The organism is Parasedimentitalea denitrificans, from assembly GCF_011813015.1.
GTDB classification, from domain to species: Bacteria; Pseudomonadota; Alphaproteobacteria; order Rhodobacterales; family Rhodobacteraceae; genus Parasedimentitalea; species Parasedimentitalea denitrificans.
In genome coordinates this window covers 18,400-41,760 of sequence record NZ_QHLQ01000012.1, presented here as the reverse complement: position 1 = coordinate 41,760, position 23,361 = coordinate 18,400, and the positions used below count along the sequence as shown (strand labels likewise).

At 55.9% G+C, this 23,361-nt stretch carries 22 protein-coding genes; 11 read left to right on the top strand and 11 right to left on the bottom strand.

The features are described from left to right. The first annotated feature begins 51 nt into the window (after positions 1 to 51). Positions 52 to 933, top strand: coding sequence for an AEC family transporter (locus DL239_RS12910; protein WP_167684514.1), 882 nt, complete (start codon positions 52 to 54; stop codon positions 931 to 933). Positions 934 to 998: 65 nt separating this feature from the next. Then, positions 999 to 1,586, top strand: a complete 588-nt coding sequence (locus DL239_RS12905) for a transglycosylase SLT domain-containing protein (protein ID WP_167684513.1) — start codon at positions 999 to 1,001, stop codon at positions 1,584 to 1,586. 87 nt (positions 1,587 to 1,673) lie between these two features. On the opposite strand, the gene DL239_RS12900 is transcribed toward DL239_RS12905, so the two are convergent. The 4 genes from DL239_RS12900 to DL239_RS12885 form a co-directional block, all read right to left on the bottom strand. Continuing rightward, positions 1,674 to 2,264: a LolA family protein gene (locus tag DL239_RS12900; protein WP_167684512.1), complete on the bottom strand. Its 591-nt coding sequence runs from the start codon at positions 2,262 to 2,264 to the stop codon at positions 1,674 to 1,676. A gap of 42 nt (positions 2,265 to 2,306) precedes the next feature. Continuing rightward, positions 2,307 to 5,156 (bottom strand): DNA translocase FtsK, encoded by a 2,850-nt coding sequence (locus DL239_RS12895; protein ID WP_167684511.1) that lies wholly within the window; start codon positions 5,154 to 5,156, stop codon positions 2,307 to 2,309. 114 nt (positions 5,157 to 5,270) lie between these two features. After that, positions 5,271 to 6,449, bottom strand: a complete 1,179-nt coding sequence (locus DL239_RS12890) for an aminotransferase class I/II-fold pyridoxal phosphate-dependent enzyme (protein WP_167684510.1) — start codon at positions 6,447 to 6,449, stop codon at positions 5,271 to 5,273. A gap of 109 nt (positions 6,450 to 6,558) precedes the next feature. Then, positions 6,559 to 7,887 carry an amidase gene (locus DL239_RS12885; RefSeq protein ID WP_167684509.1) on the bottom strand — a complete coding sequence of 443 codons (1,329 nt, stop codon included), beginning with the start codon at positions 7,885 to 7,887 and terminating at the stop codon, positions 6,559 to 6,561. Positions 7,888 to 7,974: 87 nt separating this feature from the next. On the opposite strand from DL239_RS12885, the gene DL239_RS12880 reads away from it, so the two are divergent. Next, positions 7,975 to 9,204, top strand: coding sequence for an FAD-dependent monooxygenase (locus DL239_RS12880; protein ID WP_167684508.1), 1,230 nt, complete (start codon positions 7,975 to 7,977; stop codon positions 9,202 to 9,204). 42 nt (positions 9,205 to 9,246) lie between these two features. Here the strand turns inward: DL239_RS12880 and DL239_RS12875 are convergent, their stop codons facing one another. From DL239_RS12875 to DL239_RS12865, 3 genes are read right to left on the bottom strand one after another with little or no spacing between them, the layout of a single operon-like run. After that, a complete protein-coding gene (locus tag DL239_RS12875; protein ID WP_167684507.1) occupies positions 9,247 to 9,435 on the bottom strand; it encodes a Trm112 family protein in 189 nt (62 codons plus the stop codon). Continuing rightward, entirely contained in the window at positions 9,432 to 10,073 is a 642-nt protein-coding gene (locus DL239_RS12870; protein ID WP_167684506.1) for an LON peptidase substrate-binding domain-containing protein, read from the bottom strand. Before DL239_RS12870 ends, DL239_RS12875 begins: the two co-directional genes overlap by 4 nt. A 27-nt stretch (positions 10,074 to 10,100) precedes the next feature. Next, entirely contained in the window at positions 10,101 to 11,015 is a 915-nt protein-coding gene (locus tag DL239_RS12865) for a tetratricopeptide repeat protein (RefSeq protein ID WP_167684505.1), read from the bottom strand. Positions 11,016 to 11,090: 75 nt separating this feature from the next. Between DL239_RS12865 and DL239_RS12860 the strand changes: the two genes are divergently transcribed. Beyond that, complete coding sequence (locus DL239_RS12860; RefSeq protein WP_206188455.1) at positions 11,091 to 11,621, top strand: DUF6653 family protein; 531 nt, start codon at positions 11,091 to 11,093, stop codon at positions 11,619 to 11,621. Between the two features lie 176 nt (positions 11,622 to 11,797). Here DL239_RS12860 and DL239_RS12855 read toward each other — a convergent pair whose 3' ends face one another. After that, the gene (locus DL239_RS12855) at positions 11,798 to 12,586 is read right to left on the bottom strand and encodes an exodeoxyribonuclease III (RefSeq protein ID WP_167684504.1); all 789 of its coding nucleotides are present in this window, start codon (positions 12,584 to 12,586) and stop codon (positions 11,798 to 11,800) included. Positions 12,587 to 12,905: 319 nt separating this feature from the next. On the opposite strand from DL239_RS12855, the gene DL239_RS12850 reads away from it, so the two are divergent. Beyond that, positions 12,906 to 14,015, top strand: a complete 1,110-nt coding sequence (locus DL239_RS12850) for a TauD/TfdA family dioxygenase (protein WP_167684503.1) — start codon at positions 12,906 to 12,908, stop codon at positions 14,013 to 14,015. 141 nt (positions 14,016 to 14,156) lie between these two features. Here the strand turns inward: DL239_RS12850 and DL239_RS12845 are convergent, their stop codons facing one another. Further along, entirely contained in the window at positions 14,157 to 14,843 is a 687-nt protein-coding gene (locus DL239_RS12845; RefSeq protein ID WP_167684502.1) for a response regulator transcription factor, read from the bottom strand. A gap of 172 nt (positions 14,844 to 15,015) precedes the next feature. Between DL239_RS12845 and ribA the strand changes: the two genes are divergently transcribed. Beyond that, positions 15,016 to 16,104 carry a GTP cyclohydrolase II gene (gene ribA, locus DL239_RS12840; protein WP_167684501.1) on the top strand — a complete coding sequence of 363 codons (1,089 nt, stop codon included), beginning with the start codon at positions 15,016 to 15,018 and terminating at the stop codon, positions 16,102 to 16,104. Further along, positions 16,101 to 16,604: a L,D-transpeptidase family protein gene (locus DL239_RS12835; protein ID WP_369410568.1), complete on the top strand. Its 504-nt coding sequence runs from the start codon at positions 16,101 to 16,103 to the stop codon at positions 16,602 to 16,604. Before ribA ends, DL239_RS12835 begins: the two co-directional genes overlap by 4 nt. A gap of 3 nt (positions 16,605 to 16,607) precedes the next feature. On the opposite strand, the gene DL239_RS12830 is transcribed toward DL239_RS12835, so the two are convergent. Next, the gene (locus DL239_RS12830) at positions 16,608 to 17,255 is read right to left on the bottom strand and encodes a YggS family pyridoxal phosphate-dependent enzyme (RefSeq protein WP_167684500.1); all 648 of its coding nucleotides are present in this window, start codon (positions 17,253 to 17,255) and stop codon (positions 16,608 to 16,610) included. 104 nt (positions 17,256 to 17,359) lie between these two features. Then, positions 17,360 to 18,340 carry a porin gene (locus tag DL239_RS12825; protein WP_167684499.1) on the bottom strand — a complete coding sequence of 327 codons (981 nt, stop codon included), beginning with the start codon at positions 18,338 to 18,340 and terminating at the stop codon, positions 17,360 to 17,362. Between the two features lie 306 nt (positions 18,341 to 18,646). Here DL239_RS12825 and DL239_RS12820 point away from each other — a divergent pair, with 306 nt between their 5' ends. The 4 genes from DL239_RS12820 (at position 18,647) to holA (ending at position 23,341) form a co-directional block, all read left to right on the top strand. Further along, the gene (locus DL239_RS12820; protein ID WP_240931857.1) at positions 18,647 to 19,129 is read left to right on the top strand and encodes a DUF3576 domain-containing protein; all 483 of its coding nucleotides are present in this window, start codon (positions 18,647 to 18,649) and stop codon (positions 19,127 to 19,129) included. A gap of 87 nt (positions 19,130 to 19,216) precedes the next feature. Further along, positions 19,217 to 21,790: a leucine--tRNA ligase gene (gene leuS / locus DL239_RS12815; protein ID WP_167684497.1), complete on the top strand. Its 2,574-nt coding sequence runs from the start codon at positions 19,217 to 19,219 to the stop codon at positions 21,788 to 21,790. Continuing rightward, positions 21,777 to 22,316, top strand: a complete 540-nt coding sequence (lptE, locus tag DL239_RS12810) for an LPS assembly lipoprotein LptE (RefSeq protein WP_167684496.1) — start codon at positions 21,777 to 21,779, stop codon at positions 22,314 to 22,316. Before leuS ends, lptE begins: the two co-directional genes overlap by 14 nt. Then, positions 22,313 to 23,341, top strand: coding sequence for a DNA polymerase III subunit delta (gene holA, locus DL239_RS12805; RefSeq protein ID WP_167684495.1), 1,029 nt, complete (start codon positions 22,313 to 22,315; stop codon positions 23,339 to 23,341). Before lptE ends, holA begins: the two co-directional genes overlap by 4 nt. Positions 23,342 to 23,361 lie beyond the last annotated feature (20 nt).

Sequence of the window (23,361 nt, the reverse complement as noted above, 5' to 3'; positions counted from 1 at the left end):
GCAACTTAGGACCTTGTCCAACAAATGACATGACTTTCGGGGAAACAGTCTGTGAACCTATCTTTAACAGTGCTCGAGATTGTGGCGCCGGTTTTTATCCTCGCCGCAACCGGTTTTGGCTGGATCAAATTCGGATTTGAGTATCGAATTCAATTTGTTACCAGATTAGCGATGACACTTGCTGTGCCGTGCCTGATCTTTACAGCGCTGATGAAAACAGACCTGGACAAAAGCACGTTGAGCACGTTTCTGATGGCCAGCATTGCTGGTTACGGCGTGATCGCAGTAGTCGCGCTGGGTCTGGTGCGTTTTGCCGGGCTGAACCAGCGCACCTATCTGGCACCCTTAATTTTTGGCAATACCGGCAACTTGGGCCTTCCTTTATCATTGTTTGCGTTTGGCGAGGCAGGGCTTGGCTACGGCGTTGTTGTGCTGGCCGTCACGTCGATATTGTCATTCACCTTTGGTATCTACCTCGTCGCGGGTAAAGGCGCAGGAAGCAAGGTTCTAAAGGAACCGATAGTCTGGGCTACACTCCTCGGGGCTTTGTTCTTGTGGCAGGACTGGCAGACGCCTCGTTTCCTGACAAATGCACTGGATCTGATCGGCCAGATGGCCATTCCCATGATGTTGATTACGTTGGGCGTTGCGGTGGCTCGCCTGACACCAGGAAAAATCTCATGGGCGATTGGGGTATCTTTGGCAAAGTTACTGGTCTGCATCGCGGTGGGTTGGGGCATTGGTTTGCTTTTCGCTCTGGATCACGTGGCCTTTGGGGTGCTTGTCTTGCAACTCTCCACTCCAGTGGCTGTAACCGCATATCTGCTGGCAGAAAAGTTCGAGGCGGATTCCGAAGCAGTTGCAGGCATGGTGATGGTTTCAACCCTAATGTCCGTGGTGTCCCTGCCGCTACTGTTGGCGGTCTTGTTGTAATTGTGAATTTATCCACAGACTGTTTTTTGGTATAGTCTGCAAAAAAATAATAAAGGCAGAGGCAAATGAGCAGAATCATGAGCGCGATGATCGCGTTGTTGATCATGGCATCCTGTGGCGGAGGCCATAAATCCCCCCCGCGCAATCTCGATAATGCGTGCAGCATCATCACTCAGAAACCGGATTACTTAAAAGCGTTCAAAGCAACCGAGCGCCGTTGGGGTGTTCCAACGCATGTCCAGATGGCAACCATCTATCACGAGAGCCGCTATCGGGCAGATGCCCGCACACCGCACAAATATGTGCTGGGCATCATTCCAATGGGCCGTGTATCCAGCGCCTACGGTTTTTCACAGGCCTTGGATGGTACTTGGGAAGAGTACCAACGCGAGGCTGGTCGCCGCAGCTCCAAGCGCGACCGTATCAGCCACGCCACCGATTTCATTGGTTGGTACATGAACAAAACGCGTGAGAAAAACGACATCGCATTGTCCGACGCGCGCAACCAGTATCTTGCATATCACGAGGGCCACACGGGCTATGCTCGAGGCAGCTACAGATCCAAGTCCTGGTTGCTGGGCGTTGCAGACAAAGTAGCAGCACGCGCCGACATGTATCAGGCCCAGCTGGCTAACTGCCGCAAATTCCGCTGAGCATCGTTAAAATGAATTTGCCCGGCTTTAAGGCCGGGCATAAGATCAAAGTGGTATTCGAAATTTGACAGACCTGATCGGCGCCAGCTAGCGCGATTCCTTAACGGACGAGGTGTCAAACAGTTCGGAAGACAACCGCATACCGGTTTCCAACGCACCCAATATCACAGTCGTGCGACCCCCACCTTCTTCATGCACCACCCATTTTCGCAACTCGACCGGATCACCTGTGAACATCAGTTCCAGACTGCCGTAATCCGGATGCTTGGGGTCCTGTGTCTGAACAATGGTTGTAGTGCCGTCATAGCTATGACCAACAACCATATTGGCCTGATTCAAATTAACGTTCCGCGCCAATATCACTGACAGTGGGGTCCGTCTGAGTGGATAAATTGTCGGCGCCTGATTGGACTTTTTGTCAAAGACCGCCACAGAGCCGGTACCGGCAACTACTATTCCAAAATCCGGGGGATCGTATTCAAACCTCATCCGACCCGGCCGATGGATATACAGCGTTCCTGTCGACAGGCTGCCATCATCGTTGATCTGGGTAAAACTGGTCTTGGCCGTCTTCATTCCGTTCAGGTAGCCAGAAATTTCATTCAGGCTCAACTTCTCGGCGGCCCAGGCGGCGGGGGCGCAGACAGTCAGCGCCAAAGCAAATGCAATCTGTTTCATACAACCTACATAAGCCATGTGCGCTGAATGTGAAGAGGCGTGTTACTGCTGCTCTGGTATCAGGATTTCTCTTTTACCAACGTGGTTTGCAGGCGAAACAAGCCCCGCGTCTTCCATCTGTTCGACCAACCTCGCGGCCTTGTTATAACCGATGGCAAGTTTCCGCTGAATATATGAGGTCGAACACTTACGATCCTGTGCGACGATCTGCACCGCTGAATCATACAGCGCGTCTTCGCCATTGGTGTTGCCACCAGTCAGCCCCAGCACAGCGTCGATATTGCTTGCCTTGTCTTCATCCGGACCATCCAGAACGTTGCTCATGTACTCTGGCGGGCCAAAGGCCTTGAGGTGGTTCACCACTTCTTCGACTTCTTCATCCGAACAGAACGGTCCGTGACAACGGGTAATCTTGGCACCACCAGCCATATACAACATGTCACCCATACCCAGCAGCTGTTCGGCACCCATTTCACCCAGAATGGTCCGGCTGTCGATCTTGGACGTAACCTGGAACGAAATCCGCGTTGGGAAGTTAGCCTTGATGGTACCGGTGATGACATCAACCGATGGACGTTGCGTGGCCATGATCAGGTGGATACCCGAGGCACGCGCCATCTGTGCCAGACGCTGGATGCAGGCTTCGATCTCTTTGCCAGCCACCATCATCAGGTCGGCCATCTCGTCGACGATAACGACGATATAGGGCAGCACTTCTGGGGCGAATGCCTCTGTCTCGAACACTGGTTCGCCGGTCTCATCATCAAATCCGGTTTGCACAGTACGGGTGAACATCTCACCCTTATCCAAGGCTTCGCGCACCCGTCCGTTATAACCTTCGATGTTACGAACACCCATCTTGGACATCTTGCGATAGCGATCTTCCATCTCGCCAACAGTCCATTTCAACGCCACAACCGCCTTTTTCGGGTCGGTTACAACGGGGGACAGCAGGTGCGGGATGCCGTCATAAACGGACAGTTCCAGCATTTTGGGGTCGATCATGATCATGCGGCACTCGGCCGGTGTCAGCTTGTACAGCAGCGACAGAATCATTGTGTTGATCGCAACAGATTTACCGGAACCTGTTGTACCCGCAATCAGCAGGTGAGGCATCTTGGCAAGGTTGGCTACGACCGAGTCACCACCAATGTCTTTGCCCAGCGCCAGTGGCAGGCTCATTGTGCTATCGCCGAAATCACGTGATGCAAGGATCTCGCGCAGAACCACTTTCTCGCGGTTTTCGTTGGGCAGTTCGATACCAATGACCGAACGACCCGGCACCGTGGACACACGCGCAGACAGGGCTGCCATGGACCGTGCGATATCATCAGCCAGACCGATGACGCGGCTGGCCTTCAAGCCCGGCGCAGGTTCCAGTTCGTACATGGTGACCACAGGGCCGGGGCGGACCGCGACGATCTCACCCTTGACGCCATAGTCGTCCAACACGTTCTCTAGCATACGGGCGTTTTCTTCCAGCGCCTCATCACTCAGGTGATGGCGCTGAACAGTATCTGGGCTCGCCAACAGGTTCAGGGGTGGAAGTTCGAAACCCTCTTCACCGTCTTCAAATACCAAGCCAGGCTGCGCCTCGGCAATTGCGCGGGTCGAAGGCACAACAGGTTTCAGAACCGGCTGTTCGACCACAGACTTACGCGATTCAGCTGTAGGCAAGTTCAATGGTGCTTGTGGCATGGCAGTCTGTTGAGGAGGTGCCATTGGAATATCATACTCAGGCTCATGCCTTTCCGGAGCCATCACCGGAGGCTGCACAGGCGCTGCCGTCATTGGTGGCTCAGGCGGCAACCCGTCCAGCGGTGACTGGGGGTTGAAAACCAGCGGATCAGGGCGACGGCCACGACCTTTGGTCAGCGGCAGGTTCGGGTCCTGATCAGGTGGCAGGTCAGCAGCTCGGCGTTCACGAACGGCGTCGGCAATTTTGGCCGAGATCCGGTCATCACCGGGTAGGTCGTCAAGTTCCACTGTCGAATGCTGTTCGACCAACTCTGGCTCTGGCAGCGGCTCGGACCGGCGGATTAGGGACGGCATCCGTGCCAGCAATCCACCACGTTCGTGGGCAGCCTCTTCGACAACCTCTTCCTCCATCGCCTCAGACGCGGAAACCACCCCGTACCGATCCATTGTTTCGATCACTTCCGGCTCATCATCGCCATCGGTTGCAGCGCGCTCAGCGCGTTGCGCGCGATAGTTCATCGCGGCCTGCAAACCACCAGTGGCACCACGACCCAGAAGGTTCGCCAGCCCAGCATACCCCATGATCACGCCAACCAGCATGAAACGACCGGCACGGGCCAGTTCAGGACGGGTAAAGCCCAACACAAAGGTACCCAGCGCCAACATGCTCAGCGCGGACAGCAGCGTCATCAATTTGACTGTAACCACATAACTAATTGGCGACAGGGTCAGCAAAGCCCCGATAACGGTATCGCCGAACAGCCCACCCAGACCAAAGTTATGGGCTACGCCCCAAACCTGATCCGGAACCAAAGTGGCGGCATAGACAGAACAAAGAGCAACTGCGATTGGCGCAAAAATAACCCGAGGAATCGCCCGGTCTTCGCCCCAATGCAAAGCAAAACGAGCGCCCCACATCAACAGTATCAAAGAAACCGCCCATGCCGCTTTGCCGACAATTATAAACAACAACGCGGTAATAGAGGCACCTGGACGTCCCATCCAGTTTTGCACTGGGGCATCCGTCGAGACCCACCAGTTGGGGTCTTCTGGCACATATGATCCAATCATTGCAGCGACCATCAGGCCAAGCATGATCAGCAAAATGCCAACCAATTCCTTGCCTCGTTTTTCGATAGCTGCTTGCATATTACTGTCCAACAGCGGATCGCGACTGCGTGTTTGAAATGCCATGCCTACCTCGGTTCCTCATTTGGGCCATTGCCTGCTGTTTTCGCAGATCTTGTGCCTAGTCTTTTTTCTATTGGCGAAACGATGGCCCACTGCTCAGGCCATCAAATCGCAATTCTAGTACAAACAGTCGCGCAATTTTGTCAGCGCGTCCTGTGTTTGATCTTTGGGCGCCACCAGAGCGACGCGGATAAAGCCTTTACCCGGGTTCTGCTCGTCTTCGCCCTGCGCTAGATAAGCGCCGGGAAGAACCCGCACACCCGTCTGTTGCCACAGTTTCAATGCCGCAGCTTCTCCGTCGTCAACGGGCAGCCATAAAAAGAACCCAGCTTGGGGTGCTTGATAGCCCGGAAGACCAGAAAAGACCTGATCGGCGATCTCGTATTTTTCTACGTACTGTACACGGTTTTGTACCACATGTTCTTCGTCCGACCAAACGCGGGCAGCAGCGGCTTGCAACGGCAGGGGTAGGGGCGCCCCTGAATAATTGCGAAGCTGCCTAAGCTGCGCCATGTTCTGCGGCCCACTGGCGATCAGGCCAGAGCGTAAGCCCGGCAGGTTTGACCGTTTGGACAGCGAGTTGAACAAAACCACCCGCTCAGGATCGGCACCCAGTTCCTGAGCCACGGTCAACGCGCCAGTTGGTGCGATGTCACGGTAGATTTCAGAATAGCACTCATCCGCAAAGATCTTAAAATCATAGCGCTCGGCCAATTGGATCAGCTGTGTCCAATATGCTCGATCAGCCACGGCACCCTGCGGGTTGGCCGGAGAGCATACATAGGCAATAGCGGTGCGGTTCAGCACCTCTTCAGGCAGGCTTGCATAGTCTGGCAGATGATCCGTGGCCTGCGTGGCCGGTACAAAAACTGGCTCGGCTGCCACCGAAAGTGTTGCCACCATATAGACCTGATAAAACGGGTTTGGGATCAAAACAGCCGGATTCTGGCCGTTTTTCTGCTCAGGGCACAGCGCCATCACCGCATTATACAGCCCCTCGCGGGTGCCGTTCAGCGCCATGATCTGTGTGTCTTTGTCCATCGTCACGCCATAGCGACGCTGGATCCATGCGCTAATTTCTCCGCGCAGCTGATCCGTGCCTTCGTTGGGCGGATATTTGTTAAACCCGGCTGCGTTTTCGACAACCACATCAGTAACCCATTGGGGGAACTCATGTTTTGGCTCACCAATAGTCATATGAACCACATCCCCACCTGGGGTGTAGTGATCCAATAACGCCCGCAAACGCGGGAACGCATAGGCCGGAAGGTTCGAAAACCGCTCGGGAAAATTCATTTTCTAAGCCTCAAGTCCGGGATCATTTTCGCCCCGTTTATCCACAAGATACAGGTGCGGCGGCTATCCGTCCAGCCGCCCACACGCAGTCATTTGGTTAATGTGGCTTTCAGGCCAAGGCCTGTTCGATCGCCGCACCAACCCGCAGCAGTGCTGCTTCGCAGTCGGGCTGCCCCAAAACCTGAAGCCCGCAACTTGGCGTACCCGTCGGCAGCGACAACGCGCACAGCCCCATCAGGTTGCCGATACGGGTATTGCGCAGGGTCAACAGGTTGGCACGCACATAGTAGTCATCCTCGCTCAGCAACCGTTCCATATTCGGCGGCAAAATCGGAGCGGTCGGACACAGCACCCCGTCAAAACCAGACGTGGCCTGATCCCAGGTCATGCGGATCTGCTCTAGCCTGGCCCAGGCCGCCACATAATCCGTGCCCAAGACATCACCACCCGCGCGGAACCGTTCCAGAATTGCAGGGAACATCAAATCCGGAGAGGCCTCGATCACGTCCTTCCACAGCCCATAAGCCTCGGTCGTATACAACACACCACTCAGCGCCATCGCCTCGGGCAGGTCAGGCATCTCTATCGGCACCACCTCGGCACCGGCAGCGCGTAGACGATCCAGCGCCGAATCATGTGCGGCTCGGACCGTGTCATCCAGATCATCCAACGCCATGGTTTGCAGGTCGGCAAACTTGCGTCCCTTTAGGCTTGCACCACGCAGGTCTGCGGCAGGTGCTCCTTCAAGCACTCCCAACATCAGTGCCGCGTCTTCAACAGTTCGGCCAAGGGGGCCAACAGTATCAAATTTCAAACACAGCGGCACCACGCCCTCTAAGCTGACCCGCCCTGATGTGGTTTTCAGCCCAACCAAATCATTCCACGCTGATGGGATGCGGACTGAACCACCGGTGTCAGACCCAATCCCGCAAGCCGCCAGGCCAAAGGCAACCGAGGTCGCCGCACCAGACGACGACCCGCCCGGAGCAGCCCCGGCATCGTTGATGCAGGGTGGGGTCTCTTTCACCGGGTTCAGGCCCAACCCAGAAAACGCCAGCTCGCTCATATGCGTCTTGCCCAGACAAACGGCTCCCATGGCCGTCGCATTGCGCAACACCAGTGCATCCTGATCCGGCACCCGACCCAGCAACAGATCCGATCCTGACTCTGTCCCGACACCGGCACTGTCGAACAGATCTTTCCAACTGATCGGCACACCATCCAGCAGCGAGCGGCGCTGCCCGGCACGGGCCCGATCGGATGCTGCCGTGGCTTCGGCCAGAGCACGGTCATGGGTCACACGGGCATAGATTCGTTTACTCTGCGGATGGGCGTCGATTGCTTCCAGATAGGTTTGGGTCAGCTGCAGTGGGTCGATCTCTCCGCTGCCAATCCCCCGGCCCAAATCCGCCGCGCTCATTTTCAACCATTCCGACATATTCCATGCGCTCCCTTAGGTGTTAAAACGACGGTAGCGACACCGCGGCCCATGGACAATCCCGAACACAAGCGCATAGTGCGGCGCATGAAAAACACATCTGATATCCTGATCGTTGGCGGCGGACTGAACGGCCCCGCACTGGCCCTAGCGCTGGCGCAGACCGGCTTCTCTGTCACCGTAATCGACGCGCTGCCACAGGCCAAATTGCAGGACGAAGAGTTCGACGGTCGCGGCTATGCACTAGCGCTAGCATCGCAGCGGCTACTGAAACAGGTTGGCGTCTGGCAGCACGTGGGCGATGAAAACGCCCAGCCGATGTTGGAAATCAAGGTTACCGATGGCCACGCCGGGCAGGGGCCATCCCCGTTCTTTATGCACTTCGATCATGCCGAAATCGAAGACGGCCCGATGGGTTACATGGTCGAAGACCGGTTCCTACGACGTGCCTTAATCACCGCGATGGAGGCCAAACCAAAGATTACCCTAATCAACCAGCGTCGAGTTGAGTCACAAGAGGTGGATGTAAGTGGAGTGACCCTGACGCTGGACGGTGGCGACACCTTGCGCGGTCGGTTGCTTGTTGGCTGCGACGGGCGCAAAAGCGGCACTGCCCAACGCGCCGGGATTAAGCGGAGCGGTTGGGAATACGGCCAGACTGCCCTAGTCTGTGCCATCGATCACGAAAAGCCACATCACGGCATTGCGCATCAGTTCTTTATGCCACCCGGACCGCTGGCAATCCTGCCTTTGCCCGGCAACCGTTCGTCAATCGTCTGGAGCGAAAGCACCGAAACCGCCGCCGCAATTCAGGCGCTGGACGACACCAACTATATCGAGGCCCTGCGCCCCCGGTTTGGCGACTTCCTGGGTGAGATCAGCCTAGCCGGAAAACGCTTTACCTATCCGCTGAATCTGACACTGGCGAATTCCTTCGTTGGTGACCATCTGGCATTGGTCGGCGATGCCGCACATGGAATGCATCCCATTGCCGGACAGGGCTTGAATGCTGGGTTGCGTGATGTGGGTGCGCTGGCTCAGGTTCTGACTGAAGCCAGCCGTCGCGGCGAAGATTTTGCCTCGGAACTGGTGCTGCAACGCTATCAAGAGTGGCGCCGCTTTGACACCGCAACGCTGGCCACAGCGACGGATGTATTCAATCGCCTATTCTCAAACGACAACCCAGTGCTGCGTTTGGGTCGGGATATTGGCATGGGGGTTGTAGGTTCGCTACCCAGCTTGCGCCGTAGTTTCGTCCGCGAGGCCGCTGGCCTGACTGGCGACCTGCCCAATCTGTTACAGGGAAAAAGAATTTAGTCGCTGCTCACCGAACCCGTGAAGTGGGTCAGGCTCATTGGATCACTCCAACTCTCGAGCCTCATCCATCAACATCACTGGAATGCCATTGCGAATAGGAAACGCCAGATTTGCCGCCTTGGATACCAGCTCCTGCGTATCGGCGTGGTATTCCAGAACGGTATGTGTTTGCGGACAAACCAGTGCCTCTAGCATATGACGGTCAAAGGCTGGTGTCTGGATCTCGGTCATTGCAGCATTTCCTCGCTGGAACCGCCTAAGAGGGCAAATTCGATCAGTGTGGTCAGGGTTTCCCGTCTTGTGGCAAGACCTGGGGCCTCTAGCAAGGCCTGTTTATCCTCAGGGTCAAAGTCCAGCATCATCGACAGCGAGTTGATCAGCAGCTCGTCATCCGCTTCCTTCAGCGCCTCCCAATCGGTCGACAGGCTGCGCAACAGAAAAAATCGCTCCAAAAGATCCAGGAATTCCGGCCGATCAAACCGCGTGTCATCTTCAACCTTGCCCAAATCCCGGCCAAACCCATCCCAGCTAACCTGACACCGCCGGTACGGCGTAAACCCGTCGGTTTCTTCCTCAATCCTGAACCGGCACACACCCGATAGGGTAATCAGATAGCGCCCGTCTTCGGTTTCAGAAAACTGGGTGACACGTCCCGCACAGCCAATGTCATGCAGGTCTTCATCACAGCTTTGCCCAGAAAAGGGTTGTACCATCCCAATCAACCGCTGCGGCGTCTTCAATGCGTCTTCAAGCATCTGCAAATATCGCGGCTCAAAGATATGAAGAGGCAGCCGAGACCGGGGCAATAAAAGCGCCCCGGGCAGGGGAAACACGGCAACCGTGTCCGGCAGGTCAGTGACTTGGATCATTGACTTGAAATTAGCCCTCAGCCGGAATTAGGCAAATATCAGAGAGCTCAATTTACGGCGACCGTTGAGAACAATCGGATCTTCCGGCTTCAAGGCGTCAAAGACAGTGAACAACTGTGCCTTGGCAGCCCCATCGTTCCACTCACGATCGCGCCGAAACAGCTCTAACAGCTCAGCGACAGCGGCCTCGGCGTCTCCCGCCGCGTGCAGCGCTTGGGCCAAGTCAAACCGCGCCTGATGATCAGCCGGGTCCGCATCAACTGCACTGCGCAGTTCAGCCACCGGGCCCGCATTTTCCGCTTGCCGCGCTAGTTCGATCTGCGCCCTAACCGCTTCGATCTCAGCCGCCTCGGCAATCTCTGCCGGGGCTCCATTCAGTACCGCTTCGGCCTGATCCGCATCATCACCAGCCAGATGAGTGCGCGCCAACCCGGCATAGGCGGCTGCGTTCTTGTCGTCCTCGCCAATAACAGCCGCAAAGATCTGAGCCGCATCCTCGACCTCACCCTCGGCCATCATTGTTTCAGCAGCTTCCAAGGCCTCACCCAGACCACCGTCAGCGGACCCACCGCCAGCCTCGACAACCTTTGCAACGAAGGCATCGATCTCGGACGGAGGCAGCGCGCCTTGAAAGCCATCAATCGGCTGCCCCTGATAAAAAGCAAAAACCGCAGGGATCGACTGCACCCGCATCTGCTGAGCAATCATCTGGTTTTCGTCAACATTGACTTTGGCCATTGTCACCGCACCCTTGGCGCGGGTTACAGCGGCCTCAAGCGCCGGTCCCAGAGTTTTACATGGACCGCACCAAGGCGCCCAGAAATCCACGATCACGGGGGCCGTTTGCGACGCCTCTACCACGTCCTGCATAAAGGTCGCTTCTGAAACGTCCTTGATCAAATCTGCTGCCGGTGCATCGGCACCACCAATAATATCCATCATAACCTTGTTCTCCACATGGAACTTGGCCCCTATATGAAAGCTGCAGCCACAGAAACCAAGAGAGGAGTTGACCAATTGTCCCGTACCAGACTGGATATTTTTGCACTTTCAGAGCGAATGATGGCAATGGACGACGCCACATGGGCCCGGCACGCCAACCCGCTAAGCGTCTATAGCCGCATGTCGATCCTGCCGTTGATGTCGCTAGCCGTGATCAGCCGGATCTGGCTGGGATGGTTCGCTCTTGTGCCCGTTGCGCTGGTCATTTTCTGGACATGGTGGAACCCACGCGCCTTTGGGCCACCCAAAACGACCGATAGCTGGTCTGCCCACGGAACCTTTGGCGAGAGAGTTTTTTTGAATCGAAAGAACATCTCAATTCCAGCACACCAATTGCGGTGGGCCATCGCCTTGGGAATCGTATCTGGTGTTGGAGCTATCCCTTGGATCTATGGCCTCTGGTCACTCGACTACGGAATGGTGCTCTTCGGTCTGGCCTTGATGATCGGCGGTAAGCTGTGGTTCGTCGACCGGATGGTCTGGCTCTATCAGGATATGAAACAGGCAGATCCCAGCTACACCAGCTGGCAACGCAAAGCCCCGTAGAACTCCCTATTTCTCCAACAAAACAAGCACTCCCGCGCCTGCAGGTCCCCCGGCTACGCCGAGCGACCTTGGCAGCCTTGGGCCGGGCACCGCGCTATGCGCGGTGCCCGGCCCAACGGGAGGAGAGCTTCCACCAGGAAATCGACGACGGGCGGGAGATCCTCGGTTAAGTCTCGCTACAGATCAAAGCTGGCGAATACCGGAGCGTGGTCACTGGGTTTCTCCCAACCGCGGGCATCGCGCAAGACGCGGCTAGAGTTACCGGCCGACGAGATGTCGGATGTGGCCCAAACGTGATCAAGGCGGCGGCCCTTGTCCGCTGCGTCCCAATCCTTGGCACGATAAGACCACCAGCTATACAGCAAACCTTCGGGGATATCCTGACGAGTGACATCGACCCAGTTACCTGCATCCTGAACCTGCGCCAGGTGTTCGATCTCTACCGGAGTATGGCTGACGATCTTGAGCATCTTCTTGTGATCCCAGACATCATCTTCACGTGGGGCGATGTTCAGGTCACCGACCAGAATCGCCTTTTCTGGCGTCTCCTTGTGGAACCAGTCCCGCATGTCGGTCAGATAATCCAGTTTCTGGCCAAACTTCTCATTGATTTCGCGATCCGGTTTGTCACCACCAGCAGGCACATAGAAGTTGTGGATGGTCACGCCGTTTTCCAACCGACCGGCGATGTGGCGGGCATGGTCCAGACCTGCAAATTGCTGGCTCCCTGCGTCTTCGATCGGCAGCCGCGACAGGATTGCCACGCCGTTGTAGCCCTTTTGACCACGGGCAACCATGTGGGTGTAGCCCAGTTCAGCAAAGCCCTCAGTCGGGATCTTGTCCACGGGGCTCTTACACTCTTGCAGGCACAGAACATCTGGCCCCTGTTCAGCCAAGAGTTTCAACACCAGCGGTTCCCGCAGGCGGACCGAGTTAATGTTCCAGGTGGCTAGGCTAAAGGACATGCGCGTCTCATTTGTTGGATCAGGTCAATTTCGACCAAGTTTGCCTGTCGGCGCGGCGTGATACCAGTACCGATTGGCCGAGCGGTGAAAATTCCAATCTATCATGAAATTTTCTTGCGATTTTTCAATTTCCTGCTCAAGTAACACTGTTCCAAAATGATGTTGCATTGGAAAACGCACATGCCTGCAGTGTTGGGGCGACGCCCCGGACACCCCTACAAAAAGGCCTTTGATTGGTGGCCACCGCCACAGCCCAGATTGCGGGGCTGAGGCCCCGACAGGTTTTCCCACGACAAAATTTCTTTTTGGAGGTCTCTAAATGACCAACGCATCTTTGCGTCCTGAAACTGCCATGGTTCATATCAACTGGCAGGACGGCACCTGTGCCGATTTCCCCTACATCTGGCTGCGTGACAACGACCCTGCCGCATTTCACCCCCAAACCCAAGAGCGAACCCGCGACCTGACCTCCTTCTCGCTGGATGTCTGCCCGCTGAAAATCAAGGCTGATGACAAGACGCTCACGATCTGGTGGGCCGGGGACGACACAGTTAGCGCCTTTGACATGGATTGGCTGCGAGGCTGCAGACCAGGTGAGCGTGTAACCGATCCCGCTCATACCGGTTTCACTCTTTGGCGAAAGAATCTAGGGGCCAACGGCGTTCCACGCGCCAAGGCCGGTGACATTCTAGCGTCTGACGCAGCCCTGAAAAACTGGATGGTAGAGACACAGATATTTGGCTTTTCCATAGTCGAAGGACTGGACGATAATACGGATGCAGGCATGGATGTCGCCCGCCGCATCGGATTTCTGCGCGAAACCAACTTTGGCCTGACCTTCGAAGTGCAGTCAAAACCTAACCCCAACAATCTGGCCTATACCTCGATTGCGCTGCCTTTACACACTGATTTGACTAATCAGGAATTGCCGCCTGGCTTTCAATTCCTGCACTGCCTAGCCAACGAGGCACAGGGTGGCGGATCCTTGTTCTGCGACGGCTATGCCATAGCCGAAGATCTTCGGCAACTAGATCCCGACGCTTTTGAATTGCTCTCGACGGTGTCTATTCCGTTTCGGTTCCATGACGAGAACACCGACATCAGAAGCCGGAAAAAGGTGATCAATCTGGACGAAGACGGACAGGTGATCGAAATCTGTTTTAATGCGCATATTGCTGATGTCCTGGATCTGGAGCCAACCCTAATGACCCGGTACTACCGGGCCTATCGCCAATACATGATCATGACCCGAGACCCAGCCTATCTGGTTACGCTGAAACTGAAGGCCGGTGAAATGGTTGTCTTTGACAATCGGCGGGTGCTGCATGGACGCGGGGCATTTGACCCACAGACCGGGTTCCGCCACTTGCACGGCTGTTATGTCGACCGCGGCGAGTTTGAAAGTCGGCTGCGTGTTTTGAACCGCTAAAACGCGAACAAAAAAAGGCCGGGCTCAAGGCCCGGCCAGTTCAACAGGGAGGTGCATATCATAACCCGGATATGCGCGGGGTCGTGTTAAATTATAGTTAGGTGTTTATTTATCATATTAAACACCCGAACCAAAAATTACTCAGGCAACCAGCCGATATCCGCCGGATTCAGTTACCAAAAGCCGTGCATTTGACGGATCTGGCTCAATTTTCTGCCGCAAGCGGTAGATATGAGTTTCCAGCGTATGGGTGGTGACACCGGCGTTGTAACCCCAAACTTCATGCAGCAGCACCTCACGGGCAACCACTCCATCGTTTGATCGGTACAGGAACTTCAGAATATTGGTCTCTTTCTCAGTCAGGCGAATCTTGCGGTCATCTTCGGTCACCAGAATTTTCATAGCGGGCTGGAATGTATACGGCCCCAGTGCGAAAACTGCATCTTCCGACTGTTCGTGCTGACGCAATTGGGCGCGAATACGGGCCAGCAGCACTGGAAACTTGAACGGCTTGGAAACATAGTCATTGGCACCGGCATCCAGACCCAAAATGGTATCGGCATCGCTGTCATGCCCGGTCAGCATCAAGATCGGAGCTTTAACCCCCTGCTTGCGCATCAACCGGCACAGCTCGCGTCCGTCAGTATCTGGCAAGCCAACGTCCAGAATGATCAAATCATAAAGGGCCTCTTTGGCACGCTCCATCGCGCTTTGACCGTTGTCCGCTTCAAAGACATCAAAGTCTTCTGTCATCACGAGCTGTTCGCTCAGTGCTTCGCGCAGGTCTTCGTCATCATCGACCAGTAGTATTTTCTTGAGTTGTGCCATTGGGAAACCCTCCTGTCCTGTTATTCACACATGTGCCCCACACAGCGAAACAGCAAGATTTGCTGCAAGGCCCTCACGCGCACGTGTTTTGTGCGCGGTAAATGTTTCACTTTCCTTGCAATTGGGCATAACTATCACCTGCCTTACTACCATCACACACCGGAATCCCTTGATGAGCCTGATGCCCACAATGATTGAGCTGCTAGCCCGCGCGCGGGTTGATCTGCGCATGGGTCTGCCAGTGGTCCTAAACGGTGATGGTGTTGCCGCGCTGGCAATTGCATCTGAAAGCCTAAGCAGCCAGCGGCTGTCTGACCTGCGTAATCTAGGGGCTGTCTCTCTCGCCCTAACAGCTCGGAGGGCGGAAACCCTAAAGGCTCTTGTCTACGACGATGACATCGCGCGTATAGCGCTGCCCGACAGTGCTGACCTGAATTGGGTCCAAGCACTGGCCGATCCAGCCGATGATCTCAATTCTCCAATGAAAGGCCCGTTTCACTGCCTGCGCGATGGAGATGCCGGGCTGCACCGCCTGGCAATCGCCCTGGTGAAATCCGCTCGCCTATTACCGGCTGCGTTGCTGGTTTCGGTAACCGACGCATCGGCGTTTGCGGCGGAGCATGGGCTGACCCTTATCAACCAATCCGCAGCCTTACCATTGCTGGATCAAAGCTCTCCTCTGCATCCCGTCGCAGCTGCCCGTTTGCCGGTCGAGGCCGCCGAAGCTGGTCGTCTGCACATCTTTCGCCCCGAAGATGGCAACGAAGAGCATTACGCGATCGAAATCGGCCGCCCAGATCGCAACGCCCCCGTTCTGGTGCGGTTGCACTCCGCCTGTTTTACCGGTGACGTTCTGGGATCTTTGAAATGCGATTGCGGCCCACAGCTGCGCGGGGCTTTGGCGCAGATGGGGACCGAAGGCGCGGGCGTCTTGTTGTACCTCAACCAAGAGGGTCGTGGCATCGGACTGGCCAACAAAATGCGCGCTTATTCCCTGCAAGATCAGGGCTTTGACACCGTGGAGGCCAATCACCGACTGGGGTTTGAGGACGACGAACGCGACTTCCGGCTTGGCTCTGAAATCCTGCGCAAGTTGGGGTTCACGCAGGTGCGATTGCTAACCAACAACCCCAAGAAAATCACCATGATGGAACAGACTGGTATCAAGGTGACAGAACGCGTTCCGCTGCAGGTCGGCGAAAACGACTTCAACCGGGGCTATCTCGCCACCAAGGCAAGCAAGTCAGGACATATGCTGTGAGTCCAAACGATCTGGTCCTAACTCCCAACGGCGTGCGGTTTGGTGGTCGACGACTGCCCTGCTCTATTGGCAAAGGCGGGTTGACGTATGACAAGTGTGAAGGCGACGGAGCAACCCCTGTCGGAACACATCGCATCGTTGGGATGTACTATCGCCCCGACCGTATTCTCCGCCCGGCTGACTGGGCTAGGCCCATTGGCCCCGGCGACCTGTGGTCAGATGACGTCAATGACATCGCTTACAACCACCATGTGCGCGCACCTTATGATTTCAGCCATGAACATCTGCGCCGCGCCGATCCGCTCTATGATCTGGTTTTAGTGATGGATTGGAACTGGCCAAATGCGCAGCCCGGCAAGGGTTCGGCCATTTTTATACACCAATGGCGTCGCCCCGGTTATCCAACCGAAGGCTGCATCGCCTTTTCCCGTTCTGATCTGCATTGGTTGGCTGCACGCGTGCAACCTGGGACGCGTGTTATTGTCCCTATGTTAGGCTAGCACCTAGCCACGCGCACCAAAAATTGCCGACCCAACCCGCACATGAGTCGCACCATGCGCAATTGCCGTCTCAAAGTCACTACTCATCCCCATCGACAGACCAGTCAACCCGTTGCGCGCTGCAATTTCGGCCAGCAGTGCAAAGTGCTTTGACGCATCTTCGCTTACTGGGGGAATGCACATCAGACCTTTGACCGGCAGGTCAAGCGCCTGACACTCGGCGATAAAATCATCAGCCGCAGCAGGCAACACGCCTGCCTTTTGCTCTTCCTCACCTGTGTTCACTTGAAGGAACACATCCGGACAACGACCAATTTCTTGCGCCAACCGGGCAATGGTTTTGGCCAGTTTAGGCCGATCTACGGAATGGATTGCATGGCACAGTTCCATCGCCTGGCGTGCCTTATTGGTTTGCAATGGACCAATAAGGTGTAAATCAACACCTTCGAACCGCTGCATAAAGTCCGGCCACTTGCCAGCCGCCTCTTGCACCCGGTTTTCTCCAAAACACCGCTGGCCCTGTTCCAGTACCGCTTCAACACGCTCATTCGGCTGAACTTTGGAAACGGCGATCAAGGTAACCGCGCCCGGCTCACGTCCAGCAGCGGCCTCGGCCTTGGCAATTCGGGATTTGATTTCATCCAGCGACATTTCCGCCCTCATATCTGTTTGGGTCAGAGAAACACTGTTTTGCAACAAAAGAAAAGGGCGGCCTCCGAAGAGACCGCCCTAAGAACTGTGATGTTCAGATTAGCTTAGAAGCTAAGTGCAACACCCAAGTCAGCAACGTTGTTGTCAGCTGCGTTGCGGCCTACACCACCACGCAGGGACACACCGCCGCCCAGGCTGTGGCGGAAGCCAACACCAAAGGCAGTTTCGTTGGTAGAAGCGCCACCGTCAGAGAATGCAACGCGCAGGTCTGTAGCCGACGAAATAGCGTAGTTCATCGAACCACCAAAAGTCAGGTCGTCAGCTTCGTCAGAGTCGGTAACCAGCAGGCTGAACGAAGCAGCACCTACGCTACCACCAAACGAAGCAGCCCAGTAGTCATTCTCAGTTCCGTTGTCGTCTTCGGAACCGAAAGCAGCGCCAACGTTGTAGTCGCCGAAGTTATAAGCAGCACCAATTTGGTAGTTGGTGTGGTCGTTCTGTGAACCAGCTGTTGGACCAGCTGTAGCACCTACGTCAAACTTTTCGTTCTTCGAGTAAGACGCAGCAACGGTAAAGTCGTTCATGCTGTAACGAACTTTTACAGTTGTGTAGTCAGCACCGCCAGCACCAAAGCCGTTGTTGGTGATGCCTGCCGAAGTAGCGTTCTGCTCGATGAACGAAGTCAGACCAACGCCGTATCCGTACAGGTCAACAACGTCGCCCGAGTCGAATGCGTCGGATACGTGACCAACGTCAACACGCAGACCTTCATAGGAAACAGCGAAACCAACTGCGCCTGGGCCTTTACCAGAGATCGAGTTATCTGCAGCTTCGTTGGCTTCCAGACGGATACGAGCTTCGAACTTAACACCAGCGTCGGTAGTTGCGATACCAGTGATGTTCACACGCATACGCTGTTCGATGCGTGTGCTGTTTACCGGAATGTCGTTGCCATTGGCATCTGTCATGGATGCGCCTTCGTTATAGGCAACACCAAAACGGCCAGAACCACCAATTTTGATTTCAGCTGCGGCCATACCTGCAGTGGCGATCAACGCAGTAGTCGCGAAGAGAATCTTTTTCATAATCTTTTTCCCTCGGGTTTAGATTTCTCTCAAACAAGCACCTAACAGCACAAGCTTGAGTACGAACCCCGTTTCGCTCTTTTTGGGGTCGGGGCGCAAGGTTCTGCTAAGGCGACTTTCTTTTCCCGCTAAAGTTGGTGCAAGGATGTCACAGTATGTTAACGCTTTAGCCCAAACGAGGCCTCTAGCTCTATAGAACACCTGAAAAATTAGCTTGTTGCAGCGCGACGGCTTGTCTAGGACTAAGCAGCACCCGAAGTTTGATACGGAAATTGACTCTATATGCGCTCGCTCACAAAACTCGGAATGATATGTCTCGTTACCCTGATCGCTGGTTGTGGTGCCTCTGGGGGTAAAAATGGCGCGAAAAGCAAGTCTACCACGAGCAACGCCCCGCCAGTGCGCGATGAACGCCTGTTTAGCGATGCAATAAACTTTGATGACCCAGGAGAAACAATTTGGGATGTCTTCGGATCGTCAAAAGCCGAACAAACTGTACAGGTGAACCGCTACCTGTGGACCGCTTCGCTGGATGTTCTGGGTTTTCTGCCGGTCCAGTCTGTTGATCCCTTCACCGGGTTGATCATCACGGGTTACGGCACACCTCCGGGTGGTGGTCGTTCTTATCGCGCCACTGTACATATCAAGGACCCAGCACTGGACGCTCGATCACTGAACGTATCGCTGCATTCCAAGGGCGGAACGGTTAACGCCGCTACAACTCGTGCGGTAGAGGACGCCATATTGTCGCGGGCCCGACAGCTACGAATTTCCGACTCCAGACTCTGATCCAGCTGGCCTCTGGATCATCGCCCAAAACCTCAGTATGACAGCGCCGGGTCTTGACCCGGCGTTTTTATTTAAAGGACCGCACTGATGTCGCGCTACTCAGCCTCCGAAATCGAAGCAAAATGGCAAAAAGCCTGGGATAAGGCCGGGATCTTTCAGGCCAAGCGTACGGCTGATAAGCCAAAATACTATGTACTAGAGATGTTCCCGTATCCATCGGGCAAGCTGCACATGGGACACGTGCGCAACTACACCATGGGTGACGTCGTAGCGCGTTATAAGATGTCTACCGGTCACAATGTGCTGCACCCTATGGGGTTTGACGCCTTTGGTATGCCTGCTGAAAACGCGGCAATGGCTTCGGGCGGACACCCCAAGGATTGGACCTACGCCAATATCGACACCATGGTCGAGCAGATGAAACCGCTGGGCCTGTCGCTGGACTGGTCCCGCATGTTTGCCACCTGTGACGAGGAATACTATGGCCAGCAGCAGGCCTTGTTCCTTGATTTTCTTGAAGAAGGCTTGGTCTACCGCAAGAACGCAGTGGTCAATTGGGACCCAGTCGACATGACTGTTCTGGCCAACGAACAGGTCGAAGGTGGTCGCGGCTGGCGCTCGGGCGCTTTGGTTGAACGCCGCGAGCTGACCCAGTGGTTCTTTAAAATTTCTGATTTCTCGGACGAATTGCTGACCGCGCTGGATGATTTGGACAATTGGCCCGCCAAGGTCCGCCTGATGCAGGAAAACTGGATTGGCAAGTCACGCGGTTTGCAGTTCGCGTTTGAACGTACTGACGGTGGCGAACCGATAGAGGTCTACACTACACGTCCGGATACCCTGAACGGCGCATCTTTTGTCGGTATCTCGCCTGATCACCCGATCGCCAAGAAACTGGAAGCCGAATCAGTTGAAGTCGCTGAATTTGTTGCTGAATGCCGCAAAGGTGGCACCACCGAAGAGGCCATCGAAACCGCTGAAAAGCTGGGCTATGACACAGGCATCAAGGCCAAGCACCCGCTCACCGGCGCGGAACTTCCCGTCTGGATCGCCAACTTTATCCTGATGGACTACGGCACCGGCGCAATCTTTGCCTGCCCAGCCCACGACCAGCGCGACCTTGATTTCTGCCGCAAGTATGATTTGCCAGTGGTCGACACCTTCTTCGCGCTCGACAATGACACTCCAGTAGCAAACGAGGCCTTTGTGCCAACCAAGTCTGAGAAGGTGCGGTGGGTTGACCACTTTGCTGGGCTTGATGAAGCCACAGGCGAAGAGGCAATCAATGCCACTGTTGATTTTGCAGAAAAAGCTGGCTGGGGTACTGGCGTCACCAAGTTCCGCCTGCGCGATTGGGGCCTGTCCCGTCAGCGTTATTGGGGCGCTCCGATTCCCGTGGTGCACTGTGAAGACTGCGGTGTAGTGCCCGAGAAAAAAGAGAACCTGCCGATTGCCCTGCCCTATGACGAAGACGGCAAGGCCATCGACTTCTCGGTCCCCGGCAACCCGCTGGACCGTCACCCCAGCTGGCGCAACTGCGCCTGCCCGTCTTGTGGCAAACCGGCCCAGCGTGAAACCGACACCATGGACACGTTCGTTGATTCGTCGTGGTATTTCGCCCGCTTCACCGCCCCGCGCGCCGAAACACCGACCGATATGGCCGAGGCCGAATATTGGATGAATGTCGACCAGTACATCGGCGGCATCGAGCATGCGATTCTGCACCTGCTGTATTCGCGCTTCTTTGCCCGTGCGATGCAGATCTGCGGCCACCTGCCCGAAAGCGCTAAGGAACCGTTCGATGCACTGTTCACCCAGGGCATGGTGACTCACGCAATTTTTGAAAACGCGGAGCGCAAGGATGATAACGGCCGCACGATCTATCACTATCCCGCCGAAGTCGAAGAGCGCGACGGTGGCGTATTCGTCAAAGAGACTGGCGAAAAGGTCAAAGTGATTCCTTCGGCCAAGATGTCGAAATCCAAGAACAACGTCGTAGATCCGCTGGCCATCATCTCGTCCTATGGTGCCGACACCGCCCGTTGGTTTGTGCTGTCCGACTCGCCACCCGAACGTGATGTGGAATGGACTGCTTCGGGCGCCGAGGCATCCTACAAACACCTGAACCGTGTCTGGAACCTGTGCGACAAGATCGGCGCGATGGATCCTGCAGCCAAAGGGCAAGGTGACGAAGACCTGCTGCGTGAAATGCACAAGGCCATCCGTGATGTGACCCTGGGTGTTGATTCCTTCGGCTTCAACGCAGCGATTGCCAAGCTTTATGCCTTTACCAACACTCTGGCCAAATCCAAGGCCAGCGCATCTGTTCAAAAACAGGCCATCATGACACTGGCCCAGCTGATGTCACCGATGACCCCGCACCTGGCCGAGGATATCTGGGCTCATCAGGGTGGTGAAGGCTTGGTGGCGCTGGCCCCTTGGCCCGAAGTCGATGAGGCAATGCTGGTTGAGTCCACAGTGACCCTTCCGATCCAGATCAACGGCAAGCGACGTGCAGAAATCAGCGTGCCAAAAGATATGGACAAGGCAGAGGTTGAAAAAATCGCTCTGGCAACCGAAGCTGTCCAAAAGGCGCTGAATGGCAATGCGCCGAAAAAGGTGATTGTTGTGCCCGGACGAATCGTCAATGTCGTTGCTTAGTCGTAAATCTCTGCTGGTAATGCTGGCGCCTTTGGCGCTGGCTGCCTGCGGCTTCACCCCGGTTCACACCTCTGGTGGCACCGGGGATGCGCTATACGGTCAGATCACCGTGCAAGCGCCCGAAGACGTCCCGTCTACCAGCGAAGTCGATTCATATCTGCTGGTCCAAAATCTGGAACACCGACTTGGGCGCGCAGGCGCTGGGGCTTATCAATTGGACCTGACGCTGCGCACCCGTGACGATGGTCAGGCAATTACCGAAGACAGCCAGATCACTCGCTACGCTATTCTTGGCAAGGCCAGCTATACGCTGACCCGCAAATCAGATGGCAAAGTGGTTGCCAGCGGCGATGAAGAAGCCTTTACTGGCTATTCCGCCACCGGCTCAACCGTAGAAACCCTAGCCAGTGAGCGCGACGCACATCAGCGGCTGATGGTAATTCTGGCTGATCAGATCAACGCCCGGCTTTTGACTACCGTTGATCTGTCCGCAGACCCAGCACCGGCAGTGGCCCCCCCAGCATGAAACTCAGCCCGCGCGACGCGACCGGTTATTTCGCCCGTCCAGAACCGGATAAAACCGGAATTCTGATCTACGGTGGCGACGCGATGCGGGTGGCGTTGAAGCGCCAGCAAATGCTGGCGGCCCTGCTGGGCCCCAACGCCGAAGAAGAGATGCGCCTGACCCGGATGCCTGCCGGCGGATTGCGCAAAGATCCCGCGCAATTGCTGGATGCAGTCAAAGCCGTGGGTTTCTTTCCCGGCATCCGCGCCGTGTTTGTCGAAGATGCCAATGACCAGGCCGCTCCTGCGATTCTTGCTGCACTGGACGAATGGCAACCTGGCGATGCCCAAATCGTGGTCACTGGTGGCCAGCTGAAAGCCACATCAAAGCTCCGTAAGGGATTCGAAGGTCATCGCAACGCCTATGCGGTTGGCATCTACGACGACCCACCCTCGCGGGCCGAGATTGAGCGTATCCTGGGCGAGGCCTCTATCCGCGATGTCCCCGGCGACAGCATGTCGGCGCTGACTGATATCGCCAATGACATCGGCCCCGGTGATTTTTCACGCATGATCGAGAAGCTGGCGCTTTATAAACATGGCGATAGCAGCCAACTGACATTGGAAGACATCGAAGCCGTTGCCCCACAATCGACCGAGGCCGCACTGGATGATGTGTTGAATGTAGTGGCCGAGGGTCGCAGCGGTGAAATCGGCCCCTTGATTCGACGCTTGCAATCGCAGGGCACCAATGCAGTCACGCTTTGTATCGGCGCCACCCGCCATTTTCGCACGCTTTATACCTGCGCGTCGCACCCCGGCGGTGCCTCACAGGGGATCGGACGCCTGCGCCCGCCGCTATACGGCAAACGCCGGGATCGAGTGTTGCGGCAGGCACAGGGTTGGGGCGTTGATCGGTTGGAAACTGCGCTGACATTGCTGACCGACACCGATCTGCAGCTTCGCTCAGCCGGGCAAACGGCCCCTGCCCTCGCCCTGATGGAGCGCGCGCTGATCCGGCTCGCCATGCTTAGCCGCGCCCGCTGACCCTCTTGACCTTGGCGCCA